A 13,303-nucleotide genomic window follows, 5' to 3' on the forward strand; every position below is an offset into this window, starting at 1 on the left:
AAAAAACTCATCTTGGTGCAGAACCAAGATGAGTTTTTTAGTGTATCATCGAATGACCGTAGGCATTCATTCGCCCTTGATGGCCGCAACGCCCGGCAACACCTTGCCTTCGATGGCTTCGAGCATGGCGCCGCCACCCGTAGACACGTAGCTCACCTTGTCGGCCAAGCCGAACTTGTTGACAGCTGCCACGGAGTCGCCGCCGCCAACGAGCGAGAACGCGCCGTTCTCCTGGGTGGCCTGGGCCACGTACTTGGCGATTTCACCGGTTCCGTGGGCGAAGTTCTCCAACTCGAAGACGCCCACCGGACCGTTCCAGAGGATGGTCTTGGAGCTGAGGATGATCTTCTTCCACGCTGCGAGGCTCTCCTCCGAAGCGTCCATGCCTTCCCATTCGTCGGGAATCTGGTCGATTGGGAACACCTTGCGCTCCGTGTCGTTGGAGAAGTCCTTGCCGCATACGGTGGCAACGGACAGGCTGAGGTTCACACCCTTCTCCTTGGCGGCTGCCATGACGTTGAGTGCTTCAGGCATCAAGTCGTCTTCGTGGAGCGACTTGCCTATCTTGCCGCCCTGTGCCTTGATGAAAGTATAGCCCATGCCGCCACCGATGATGAGGTTGTCGACCTTGTCGAGCAGGTTCTTGATGACCCCGAGCTTGGAACTTACCTTAGATCCGCCGATGATGGCAGTGAACGGGTGCTGCGCATTCTTCAACACATTGTCGATGGCGGTCACCTCTTTTTCCATCAGGTAGCCCAACATCTTGGCGTCGGCGTCGAAGTAGTCGGCGATGACCGCTGTGGAAGCGTGCTTGCGGTGGGCGGTTCCGAAGGCGTCGTTCACGTAGACGTCGGCGTAGGAAGCCAACTTCTTGGCGAACTCCTTCTGGCTTTCCTTCATGGCCTTCTTGGCCTCGTCGTATTCCGGAGTGCCCTTTTCAACGCCTACCGGCTTGCCTTCCTCCTCGGGATAGTAGCGCAGATTCTCCAGCAGAAGGGCCTCGCCCGGCTTCAATGCGGCAGCGGCCTCGTCGGCCTTGGCGCAGTCGGGGGCGAACTTGACGTCGACACCGAGGGCGTCGCTCACGTTCTTGACAATCTGGCCGAGCGAAAGTTCGGGCTTTACTTTGCCTTTGGGCTTGCCCATGTGGCTCATCATGATGAGAGAACCGCCGTCGGCCAGCACCTTCTTCAGTGTGGGAAGGGCGCCGCGGATACGGGTATCGTCGGTCACTTTGCCATTTTCATCCAATGGCACGTTGAAGTCTACACGAACAATTGCCTTTTTGCCGGCAAAGTTGAATTGATCGATTTTCATTTGTTTTACGTTTATTTTGTGAGTAAAAAATATCGGGTTGTAAACAATCGCAAAGATACGATATTTAATTCGATTGATAAAATAAGCCGTTGACAATTAATAGTTTTTGTACGGCTGTGGCCTTTTATTGCCACATCCGGATGGCAAAAGTCCGAGCTTTCGGGCCGTCTTCCCTATTCTTCATAATCGGTGGTGTCGGCAATGCCCGCGAATGCCAACGCCTCTTTGCGCTCGATGCAGGTGCCGCACTTGCCGCAGTGCCTCTCACCGCCCTTGTAGCAGCTCCAGGTTTCGGCGTAGTCCAGCTTCAACCGCTTGCCGACGGCCGCTATTTCGCCTTTGGTGAGATGGGTGTAAGGGGCCTCCACGCGGACGTCGGCAAAGGTTCCGGCCTGCGCCGCTCGGTCGATGGCCGCGATGAAGGCGGGTCGGCAGTCGGGATAGATGGTGTGGTCGCCGGCGTGGTTGGCTATCAACACCTTGGTCAGTCCGTAGCTTTCGGCCATGCCCACGGCGATGGCCAGCATGATGCCGTTGCGGAACGGCACGACGGTCGACTTCATGTTGTCTTCGGCATAGTGGCCTTCGGGAATAGCGTCGGCCCCCTCCAGCAGCGAGCTTTTGAAGTGGCGGCCCATGAAGTCCAGGGGGATGGTGACGTGTTTGATACCCAATCGCTCGCAATGCAATTGGGCGAAGGGGATTTCCTGGCGGTTGTGGTTGCTGCCATAGTCGAACGAAACGCCCAGCGCGATTTCGTCCTTCTTGTCGTGAAGCAGCGTGATGGAGTCCATGCCGCCGCTCACGATGATGATTGAATCTTTCATTTTATGTCTCAAGTGATGGTCTGGTTGAATGTGCAAGAGAATCGGTGGAAACGCCGTCGTTGCGCGGAGCGTTTCGCAAAGGGCCGCAACCGCTTTCCAAAAGGGCTGCTTTTGGCGTCTGAAAGCAGCCCTTTCGCGTTGCAATCGCTATGCTTTTGGCGGCTGAAAGGGCTGCTTTGGGAAAACGGTTGGCCCACGGTGTCGCAACGGGAGTGGGATGGTGATTGTAAGTCGCTGATGGATAGTCGTTTGCACGGTCATCCGAAGAGCAGCCGCAAGGCCTCTTCCACCTTCTTGACAGGGTGCAGTTGAATGTTGAACTTCGCCGTGTTCAGCCCTTGCAGATTGTATTTGGGGACGATCATGTTGTGGAATCCCAGCTTCTCGGCTTCCGAAATGCGTTGCTCGATGCGGTTGATGGGGCGCACCTCGCCGCTCAGTCCCACTTCGCCGGCCATGCACCAACCCGACTCGATGGCCGTGTCGACATTGCTGGAGAGTATCGCCGCGATGACACTCAGGTCCATTGCCAAGTCCGTTACACGCAGACCACCGGCGATGTTGACGAACACGTCTTTCTGCATCAGCTTGAAACCGACCCGCTTCTCCAGCACGGCCAGCAGCATGTTGAGCCTGCGTTGGTCGAAGCCCGTGGCCGAACGCTGCGGCGTTCCGTAGGCGGCCGACGACACCAGGGCCTGCGTTTCGACGAGAAAGGGCCTCACGCCTTCCACCGCCGACGAGATGGCAATGCCCGAAAGGCCCTCGTGGTCTTGCGTCAGCAGCAGTTCCGACGGGTTGGAGACCTGCCGCAGTCCGTTCTGCTGCATCTCGTAAATGCCAAGTTCGGAGGTGCTGCCGAATCGGTTCTTGATACTTCGCAGGATGCGGTACATGTGATGCTGGTCGCCCTCGAACTGGATGACCGTGTCGACGATGTGTTCCAGAATCTTGGGGCCCGCCAGCGTGCCTTCCTTGTTGATGTGTCCGATCAGCATCACGGGTATGCCGCTGGTCTTGGCAAAGCGCAGCAGCAGCGCCGAGCACTCCTTCACCTGCGAAATGCTGCCCGGCGAGCTTTCGATTTCGCCCGTCGAGATGGTCTGTATGGAGTCGATGATGACGATTTCGGGCTTCACTTGGCGGATGTGCTCGAAGATGTCTTCCAGCGAAGTCTCGCAAAGTATCATCACGTTGTCGTTCCGTTCATGGCTCAAACGCTCGGCCCTCATCTTCAGTTGGTGGGCGCTTTCCTCACCGCTGACATACAGAATCCTCCTGCCTCTGACGCCCATGACGGTCTGCAAGGTGAGCGTGCTCTTGCCGATACCTGGCTCGCCGCCCAGCAACACTATGCTTCCGGGCACGAGTCCGCCGCCGAGCACGCGGTTGAGTTCCTCGTCGTGCAGGTCGATTCGTGGCTCGTCCTGAGCCGAAATCTGATGAAGAAAGAGGGGATGGTTGCTATGGTTGAGCGAAGTTCTGACCGATTGGGCCGCTTGCCTGGCTGTCGTTGCCGCGGTGTCGTTGGCTATCCGGATTTCCTTGAACGTGTTCCATTGTCCGCAATTCGGACATTTCCCAATCCATTTTGTAGATTCCTGGCCACAATTGCCGCACACATACGCTGTCTTCTCTTTTGCCATGACGTTTCAATATGGGTAAATCTTTACAAAAGTAGTAATTATTTCAAGAGTTACAAAATTTATTGTTATTTTTGCACGCATAACGAACTCCGTGTAATGGATATGGTTTTTCAGCGAAAATACATTGTTTTTCTTCTCGTCTGCATGGCTCTGGGGGCTTGCGGCAACTCCTATGAAGAGCGGCAGCGTGCGTCCCGCGCCCGCCAGGCAAGCCTTCTGCGGCAGGATTCGCTGGCTCTGAAGGTGGCGGTGCTGCCCACCTTGGACTGCCTTCCCATCCTGGTGGCGCAGAAGGAACGGCTCTTCGACACGTTGGGCGTCGACGTCCGACTGCGTCATTTCAATGCGCAGATGGATTGCGACACGGCCCTCTTGGGCGGCAGCGTGGAGGGAATGGCGACCGACCTGGTCAGGGCGCAGCGTATCGTGCGCCGCGGCACGCCCCTGGAGTATGTCGCTGCCACCGGCTTGTCGTGGCAACTCGTCGCCAACCGCAAGGCCCGGCTGCGCCGGTTGAATCAGCTGGGCGACAGGATGGTGGCCATGACCCGCTATTCGGCGACCGATTATCTGACGCGGAACACCCTGGACACGGTGAAGTTGAAAGAGAAGGTGTTCAACATACAAATCAACAATGTCAGGCTGAGGCTCCTCATGCTGCTCAACAACGAGATGGACGCCATGTGGCTGCCCGAGCCGCAGGCCACCAAGGCACGCCTGATGGGGCACAACATCCTGGCCGACTCGCGCCGACAGGGCGTCCACTTCGGCGTCATCGCGTTCCGCAAGGCGGCGTTGGCTGACAAGCGGCGGCGCGAGCAGTTGCGGAACTTCACGAAAGCCTACGACATGGCCTGCGACAGTATCAACAAACGGGGATTCGTCCACTACGCCGAGTTGCTGAAAAAGTATGACGTCGACATGAAGACCATCAGGCAGTTGCCCCCTGTTCGATATGAACACGCGCGAAAGCCGCAGGCCGCCGATGTGAGGAAGGCCGACCAGGAAGACAACAGAACATTTTGAAGATGAAGAATATAGAGGCCCAACAGCACTTGGAGGCCATCGCCAAGGCCATCGCGCAAGGAGACATACGGGTGGGCGTTGCGCAAATCCGTGATTTTCAGGCTGTATACAAGTCGGTGGCCGACCTTTCCGTCGTCGAAGAAGCCGAAAGCGACTACCGGATGATGGCGGATTACTACCGCAAGGGCTTGGCCGACGCAAGCCGCGAGCGAATTTTCAGGGACATCCAGAAAAAGCTGTTGCAGGCCTATGGCGATATGGCGATGGACTATCAGTGCCGCTACAATGCGGTGATGGCTGCCGTCACGGCCCGCCTTGCCGGCAAGCGTGTCGAGGTGGGGCAGGCCCGCCGCCGGCTGGAGGAGTTCGTTTCCGACCTGGCCATGCTCTCTTTGGAGCCTGAAGACCATACCCAGGAGAAGAGCGAACGTCTTCATGCCGCGCATTTCGATACGCTGCGCAATGTCTTCAACCATCTTTTCACGTCGCGCATGTGGACGGAGAGCGACAAGCAGAATTGGACTGCGCTCGTGTTGTCGCCCACGATTGATTTGAACGATGGGCTTGTGATGACCAGTGCCATCATGTTGGGCTGTATGATGCAGTTCGATTTGCGCAAGTTCCGGTCGCTGACGGAAATCTATTCCTACGCTTCCGACGAGCGTTTGCGCCAGCGTGCGCTGGTAGGTTGGCTGCTGGCGATGTCGAAACAGGCCGACGTCTATCCGGAACAGTTGCCCATCGTCCGCCGACTGCTGGACGACGAGCGTTGCCGGAGTGAGGTGGGCGAGGCGCAGATGCAGATGTTCTATTGCATGGATGCCGACAAGGACAGCAAGGAAATCCAGCGCGACATCATGCCCGGGCTCATCAAGAACAGCAATCTGCGCTACTCCGACCGGGGATTTGTGGAGAAGGAGGACGACGAGATGGAAGACATCCTGCATCCGGACGCGCGTGACAAGGCGATGGAAGACATGGAAAGAGGCTGTCAGAGGATGATGGACATGCAGCGCCGAGGCAGCGACATCTACTTTGGAGGGTTTGCCCAGATGAAGCGTTTCAGCTTCTTCTACTCCTTGGTCAATTGGTTCATGCCGTTCAACACGGCCCATCCCGACCTGCGTCCGGTGCTCCATAAGTTGCATAACGCCAAGCTGCTGGACGCGATGGTGAAGGGAAATCCGTTCTGCGACAGCGACAAGTACAGCTTTGTGCTGGCTTTGTCGGGTGTCATTGATAGAATGCCGAAGAATGTGCAGGAAATGTTGGAGCTTGGCGACTTGCGCCAAGACCTGTCGTTGGCTGGCGACGGGCGGCAGAACGACCCACGCTATATTCGCCAAACCTACCTCCAGGATTTGTACCGCTTCTTCCGATTGTTCATGCAGAGGGAGGAGTTGCCCCGCGTTTTTACGGCCAATCCGCTTCAAGGTGAGGTCACGCAGGCTGACGACGCGGCCTTCTTCATGGACCATCCGGCCTTCCGACTGCCGGAGATGGACGAGCGGAAGACGGTGTTCATGCGCTTTCTGACGAAACGGAGGATGACAGTCGAACTGCAGAGGGTGGTCGACAGCATGTCCGACAAGACTTCGGCGGATTACCTGTTGGCTGCGGCAACCGCCTTGATGGCCAACCGGGATATGCTTCCCAAGGCGGCCGGATTCCTCAAAGTGCTGTTGCAGCATGACTCCCGGCATGCGACCGCGTTGCGCCTGTTGGGCAAGGTCTACCGCGAACTGGGAGCTTACGAGGCTGCGGCAGGCGTTTATGAGAAGCTGGTTGAGCTGTTTCCCGACAATCGTGCCCATCTGTTCAACTTCTGTCTGTGCCTGGTCGAGACTTCCGACGAACGCGCCCGGCAGCAACTCTTCAAGCTGGTGTACAAGTATCCCGAAGACTCCAATGTCGTTAGGCTGCTGGCTTGGAGCCATTTGTGTGCGGGTGAATTGGAAAAGGCGAAGACGGAGTATGCGAAGATTCTGCAACTTGACGAGGCCGGACGGGCCGACTATGTGAACATGGGCTACTGCCATTGGTTTGGCGGCGACATTGACGGAGCGGTCGAGGACTTCCGCCACGCGGTGGAAAAGAGCAGCGTCGAGCAGGTGCTTGGCAATTTGGAGAGCGACGCGGAGCTCATCGCCCGCTTTGTCACGTCTGATGTTGAAGTGTTTTTAATGCGCGACCTTGTCAGAAGCGTGGCGGACGCTTGACGTGGCTTTGTTTTCCGGACGCTTGTCTTGTCCTTTTGAGACAAAGCGAATCCTTCTTGAAATAAAAAAGATGGCTTTTGCAGCTTGGAAACAGGTTTGTTCCGCCGCAAAAGCCATCTTTTTTGGATTTCGGGGTGTCGTATATCGGCTGGTTTATCCGTTCATGGAGAGCAGGAACTCTTCGTTGTTGCGGGCCGTCAGCATTCTGTTGTGGATGGAGTTCATGGCCTCTATCGGGTTCATGTCGGCAATGTACTTGCGCAGAATCCACATGCGGTCGAGCGTAGTCTTGTCTTGCAGCAGGTCGTCGCGGCGTGTGCTTGAAGCCACGAGGTTGACGGCCGGGAAGATGCGTTTGTTGCTCAGGCTGCGGTCGAGCTGCAGTTCCATGTTGCCGGTGCCCTTGAACTCCTCAAAGATGACCTCGTCCATCTTCGATCCGGTGTCGATCAGGGCGGTGGCGATGATGGTCAGCGAGCCGCCGCCTTCTATATTGCGTGCCGCTCCAAAGAAACGCTTCGGCTTTTGCAGGGCGTTTGCATCCACACCACCCGTCAACACCTTGCCGCTGGCTGGGCTGACGGTATTGTAGGCGCGGGCCAAACGAGTGATGGAATCAAGGAAAATGACGACGTCGTGGCCGCATTCGACCATGCGTTTAGCCTTCTCCAACACGATGCCCGCTATCTTGACGTGACGCTCGGCAGGCTCGTCGAAGGTGGAGGCGATGACCTCTGCGTTGACCGTTCGTGCCATATCGGTCACTTCTTCCGGGCGTTCGTCGATGAGCAACATCGTCAAGTAGGCCTCCGGATGGTTGGCGGCGATGGCGTTGGCGATGTCTTTCATCAGGATGGTCTTGCCCGTTTTGGGCTGTGCCACGATGAGGGCGCGTTGTCCTTTGCCTATGGGAGAGAACAAATCTACCACGCGGGTGGACAGATTGGTCGTGTTTGGATTGCCGCAGAGGGTGAACTTCTCATTGGGGAAGAGTGGAGTGAGGTGCTCGAAAGGAATCCTGTCGCGCACTTCTCCCGGGTCGCGACCGTTGATCTTGTCTATCCCTGTCAGCGGAAAATACTTCTCGCCGTCGCGCGGAGGACGCACTTTGCACTGTACGACGTCGCCTGTCTTGAGGCTGTATTTCTTGATTTGGTTGGTGGCAACATAGATGTCGTCGGGTGAAGACAGGTAGTTGTAGTCGCTGGATCTCAAGAAACCATAGCCGTCGGGCATGATTTCGAGGACGCCGTTGGCCTGTATGAGGTCTGAAAAATCAAACTTGGAGGAAGCCGTCGACTGCTGTTCCGGAAGCTGATAGGCCGGTGCCGGAATCGGTGTCGTGGGGTTGTCGAACATGTCGTAGTTGGGAACTGCGCCCTGATCTTCGATGGGAAGGTCCACCTTGATGATGAAACCAGTGCCGTCGCAGGGGTCTTCTTCCCAATAGCCGGACCTGACTTGCTTTGCGGCGGCATTGCTGTCGGGCGTGAAAGCCGTTCCGTTCTTGTCGGAAGGCTGAGTGTTTTCGCCATTGGAGGTGCTTTCCTGCGCATTGTTGTGCTTGGCTATCTTCTCCTGTAGCTTGGCTATCAGGTCTTCGCTGGCTGTGTCCTGGTCGGCTTTCGTGCCGAATTGCGCTTCCGGAACAAAGTCGGCCGGTTGCTCCGCAGGCTGTTCCGATGGGGTGGAAGCCTCTACGTCTTCTTCAGCAACGGCTGTGGAAGTGTCTTCTGGGGTGGCGGTGCCGGCCATGTTTTCGTCTTTGGCGACCTCCTTGACGTCCTCTTCAGCAGATTTCTCGGCCTCTTTCTTCGATTTTCGACCCCTTTTGGACTTTGTCTCAGCGGCTTTCTGGGCCTCTTTGGCTTCCTCTATCGGAGTGGTCGCGTCTGTTTTCTCGGGTGTCTCCGCACCGTCTTGAAACAATGGCAGTGCGTTTTGGGCGTTTCCGGCCGGCTTTTTCTTCTTCGTGTCGAAATTTTCGCCGTCTTTCCCCTTGACGGAATAGACTCTGTCTGTATCTTTTTTAACAATGCGTGTGCGTTTCCGTTTGGCACCCAATGGGTTTTTGTTTCCTTCGTCAGTAGCCTGTTTGTCCAGTATAGAGTATATAATGTCTTCCTGAGAGCCCTTAGTGTCATAGATAGCTCCCATGTTATTAGCAATGTCTTCGAGCTCAGTCATGCTCTTAGACAATAATTCGTCTTTGCTAAACATATAAATTGTTATGAAATAATTGTTTTGAAAAAGTTCGTTTCAAGAAGAGAAACGAACAATGTATTAAACTTTGTGGTGCAAAGGTAATGTTTTTTCTCGATAAATACTCAATTGGTAGATGGCATTTTGTGTGCTTAACATTTATTAGGAAAAGGCCGCGGCCTTGTCGAAAGCACGAAAAAAGGCATATTGCAGTCAACTGCAATATGCCTTCGGTTATGCTGAATCGGAATAATTCGATTACTCTCCCTTTTCCATCTTGGCCTTCAAGTCGGCCAGTACGTCAAGGTCGCCGAGTGAAGTGCCGGCTGTCACGTTGTTGATGACAGCTGCGTCGCTCTTCTTGGCGGCGTGCTTGCGAGCCGGTTTGGCTGCTGCTACGTCCTCCTTGCCCTCTTCGAATGTGCGGGAGTGCGACAGGATGATGCGCTTGGTGTCCTTTACGAACTCGATAACCTTGAAGTCGAGCTCTTCACCCAGCTGTGCCTGCGTGCCATCTTCCTTCACCAGGTGCTTGGGCGTTGCGAAACCTTCGCCACCTTCGTTGAGCGTGATGACAGCACCCTTGTCCATCATCTCGGTAATCTTGCCGGTATGAACGGAACCCGGGGTGTAGATGGTCTCGTAAGTGTCCCAAGGATTGTCTTCAAGCTGCTTGTGACCAAGGCTGAGACGACGGTTTTCCTTGTCGATTTCGAGAACGACTACATCGATGTCGGCACCAACGGTGGTGAACTCCGACGGGTGTTTTACCTTCTTGGTCCACGACAGGTCGCTGATGTGAATCAAGCCGTCGACGCCTTCTTCCAGCTCTACGAAGATACCGAAGTTGGTGAAGTTGCGAACCTTGGCGGTGTGCTTGCTGCCAACGGGGTATTTGCTTTCGATGGCTTCCCATGGATCTTCCTTGAGTTGCTTGATTCCGAGGCTCATCTTACGCTCGTCGCGGTCGAGTGTGAGGATGACGGCTTCAACCTCATCGCCTACGTGCATGAACTCCTGAGCTGAGCGAAGGTGCTGGCTCCACGACATTTCTGAAACGTGGATGAGGCCTTCTACGCCCGGAGCTATTTCAACAAATGCGCCGTAATCGGCAATGACGACAACCTTGCCCTTGACATGATCGCCCACCTTAAGGTTGGGATCGAGCGCATCCCATGGGTGGGGAGTGAGCTGCTTCAAGCCCAATGCAATGCGCTTCTTCTCTTCATCGAAGTCGAGAATCACGACATTGATCTTCTGGTCGAGGGCCACCACCTCGTGCGGATCGCTGACACGACCCCATGAAAGGTCTGTGATGTGGATGAGTCCGTCGACGCCACCGAGGTCAACGAATACACCGTAAGAAGTGATGTTCTTGACGGTACCTTCGAGCACCTGGCCTTTTTCGAGCTTGGAGATGATTTCTTTCTTCTGTGCTTCCAACTCGGCTTCGATCAGTGCCTTGTGGGAAACGACGACGTTGCGGAACTCCTGGTTGATCTTGACAATCTTGAATTCCATCGTCTTGCCTACGAATACGTCGTAGTCGCGTATGGGATGAACGTCAATCTGGCTGCCGGGCAGGAATGCTTCGATACCAAATACGTCTACAATCATACCGCCCTTCGTGCGGCACTTGATGTAACCCTGAATGACTTCCTCGTTTTCGAGGGCGGCGTTGACACGCTCCCAGCTCTTGCTCAGGCGAGCCTTCTTGTGGGAAAGAACCAGCTGGCCCTTCTTGTCTTCCTGGTTTTCTACGTAAACTTCCACCTTGTCGCCCACCTTCAGGTCGGGATTGTAGCGGAATTCAGAAGCGGGGATGATGCCATCGCTCTTGTAGCCGATGTTTACGACCACCTCTTTCTTGTCTACCGAGATTACTGTTCCCTCGACAACCTGGTGTTCCGACACCTTGTTGAGGGTTTCGTCATAAGACTTTTCAAGGTCTTCCTTGCTGACGCCGGCACTTGCGCCATTTTCAAACTCTTCCCAGTTGAAGTCGTCCAATGGCTGTACGTTCTTTAAATTTGACATAAATAATTGGTAATTGTTTTTTAAATTAATAAAGTTTGACTTTATATTAATCAATATCTGCCGAACAATCGGCATAAATCGGGCGCAAATTTACAAATAAATTTCATCATAGCCAATGAGTTACGATGGGCAATCGCTTTGTTTAGCAATTATTAACGCGGGCCGATTGCATTCTATTCCTTGCCGAGGAAGTGTTCTTTTGCGAAATCCATGTCCTGCACCATCTCCACCGTTCCCAGATAATGGCCGGCTTGGTCGCGCACGGCCATGTAGTTGACGAGCATTGCGTGGCCGTTCTTTTCCATCCAAACGGGCAGCTGGTCGCGCTTTCCGGTGCGGAAGTCGTCGATGATGGTCCTGACCATCGACTCTATTTTGGGCGGATGGCAGGTGAAGACTTCTCGGCCGAGGGCCATCTGCGGGCGTTTGAAAACCTTGGGGCCTTCGTTGAAATAGCGGTTGATGTTGTCGGCGTCGACGAACGTTATCTCCATCGGAAGCGTGTTGAGCATGGCCGTGAGCTGTTCCAATGTCAGCGACCCGCCCGGCATTGCTATCAGGTGGCTGTCTTGCGGCACGTCGTCTCCCTGCCGGCCTTCGGCTGCTTTCCACGTGTTCATGGCCACGCCGAGGCACTCCGCGTAATCCTTTCCGTCGTGATATATCCGCATCCACTCGTCTTCGGTGAAGTGGGCGGCGCATAGCGGGAAGAGGATGTTGTTCTCCTTGTAGGTCATTTCGAGCGCGCGGGTCAGCACGTCCTTGGCCCGTTGGTTCCACAGGGCGTCATGATTGTCCTGCCGGGTCAGCCTTCCCAGCTCGTCGCGAATCTCGTCATCCACCGTCCACATCACCTGCGACGGCCCCGTAATGTCGTATTTCACCTTCAAGTGGGGGTAGAGCAGATCGCCTTTCTTGGCATAGTGGATGGCGATGGCACGTATCTTCTCGATGTCTCGGCCGATGTCTTCGCCGGCCTGCTGCCGTTCGAGCGCGCGATCGGCCAACGCCGCCAGCGCGTCGTTTTCGCGGCGGAGCGTCTGAAGCGGGTGTCCCTCGACGTGTTCCAAGGCAACTGCCCTGTCCATGTCTTCGTCATTGCCGGTCTTTTCCTCATGCGTGGCGCCATGGAAGAGGGCCGAATGCACGTCGCACAGCCGCTGCACATCCCGCAACGGCAAGCCTTCCTGCATCAGTTCCTCCTCGGCCTGCATGATCTCCGACGCCTCCACGTCGTTGAAGTTGGCTGTGAAGTCGGCCCTTACGGCCTCCAGTTCCTCTCCCTTCGACAGCCTTTGGAGATAGGACTTCAGCAGTCCGATTCTTTCCTTGGCGTCTACCTCGGCGTGGTCGTGGCGCGGGTTCCCCATCGGGGCAGCCGTTTCCACCTTATTATATATAGGGATCTCGGCGGCAGGGGTGGCTCCCGCAATTTCGAAACCATGCTCCTGCAAGCTGCCGATGACGTCGGCCATGCTGATACCTTTCATCTGCGCGCCCTTTGGAATGGTCATAATCTTGCCGACCGAGCGCAGCATCACTTTCTTCTTGATTTCCGTGAAGCCCAACGTCGCCATGATATCCACCAACTCTGGGTATTCCTGTGTCAGTTCGAAAACCGTCTTGCTTAAATCAATCTTCTTGCCCATATCGCGTAATATCTATGTTTTCTTATCCTCGAATCATCGTCAACATCATCTTGAAGCGCCTGCCGGCGTGCAGCGCGTGGGCGGCTCCGCTCGGGATGACATAGCTTTGGCCTGCTTTCACCAGGCATTCTTCGTGGTCGACCGTCAATGCCAGTTCGCCGTCGATGACCTGTATCAACGCGTCGAACGGCGCCGTGTGTTCCGACAGGCCCTGGCCTTCGTCGAAGGCGAAGAGCGTGACACTGCCCGCCTGGCTGTGGACGAGCTCCTTGCTCACAATGCCACCTTCGGCATAGTCTATCGACTCGCTTGCGTTAAAAACCTTTCCTTTCTCAAATTGTGCCATAATCTTGTTGCTTTTGGTTCTGTTCAATCTG

At 55.4% G+C, this 13,303-nt stretch carries 9 protein-coding genes; 2 read left to right on the forward strand and 7 right to left on the reverse strand.

From position 1 onward, the window contains the following. Positions 1-66: 66 nt before the first annotated feature. From K334_RS0110235 to radA, 3 genes are all read right to left on the reverse strand, one after another. Positions 67-1,320, reverse strand: coding sequence for a phosphoglycerate kinase (locus K334_RS0110235; protein ID WP_025881697.1), 1,254 nt, complete (start codon positions 1,318-1,320; stop codon positions 67-69). Positions 1,321-1,493: 173 nt separating this feature from the next. Beyond that, positions 1,494-2,147 (reverse strand): 7-cyano-7-deazaguanine synthase QueC, encoded by a 654-nt coding sequence (gene queC / locus K334_RS0110240; RefSeq protein ID WP_021589429.1) that lies wholly within the window; start codon positions 2,145-2,147, stop codon positions 1,494-1,496. A 257-nt stretch (positions 2,148-2,404) separates the two neighbouring features. Next, positions 2,405-3,793: a DNA repair protein RadA gene (radA, locus tag K334_RS0110245; protein ID WP_027444914.1), complete on the reverse strand. Its 1,389-nt coding sequence runs from the start codon at positions 3,791-3,793 to the stop codon at positions 2,405-2,407. 102 nt (positions 3,794-3,895) lie between these two features. Here radA and K334_RS0110250 point away from each other — a divergent pair, with 102 nt between their 5' ends. Next, entirely contained in the window at positions 3,896-4,819 is a 924-nt protein-coding gene (locus tag K334_RS0110250) for an ABC transporter substrate-binding protein (protein ID WP_025881705.1), read from the forward strand. 2 nt (positions 4,820-4,821) lie between these two features. After that, positions 4,822-7,038, forward strand: coding sequence for a tetratricopeptide repeat protein (locus K334_RS0110255; protein WP_025881707.1), 2,217 nt, complete (start codon positions 4,822-4,824; stop codon positions 7,036-7,038). 153 nt (positions 7,039-7,191) lie between these two features. Here the strand turns inward: K334_RS0110255 and rho are convergent, their stop codons facing one another. The 4 genes from rho to K334_RS0110275 form a co-directional block, all read right to left on the reverse strand. After that, entirely contained in the window at positions 7,192-9,258 is a 2,067-nt protein-coding gene (rho, locus tag K334_RS0110260) for a transcription termination factor Rho (protein WP_027444915.1), read from the reverse strand. A gap of 240 nt (positions 9,259-9,498) precedes the next feature. Beyond that, on the reverse strand, positions 9,499-11,277 hold the full coding sequence (rpsA, locus tag K334_RS0110265; RefSeq protein ID WP_025881709.1) for a 30S ribosomal protein S1: 1,779 nt from the start codon (positions 11,275-11,277) through the stop codon (positions 9,499-9,501). A 173-nt stretch (positions 11,278-11,450) separates the two neighbouring features. Further along, the gene (locus K334_RS0110270; RefSeq protein ID WP_025881711.1) at positions 11,451-12,926 is read right to left on the reverse strand and encodes a DUF438 domain-containing protein; all 1,476 of its coding nucleotides are present in this window, start codon (positions 12,924-12,926) and stop codon (positions 11,451-11,453) included. 22 nt (positions 12,927-12,948) lie between these two features. Then, positions 12,949-13,272, reverse strand: coding sequence for a cupin domain-containing protein (locus K334_RS0110275; RefSeq protein ID WP_021589420.1), 324 nt, complete (start codon positions 13,270-13,272; stop codon positions 12,949-12,951). Positions 13,273-13,303: the final 31 nt, after the last annotated feature.

The sequence above is a fragment of the Segatella baroniae DSM 16972 = JCM 13447 genome, assembly GCF_000426585.1.
GTDB classification, from domain to species: domain Bacteria; phylum Bacteroidota; class Bacteroidia; order Bacteroidales; family Bacteroidaceae; genus Prevotella; species Prevotella baroniae.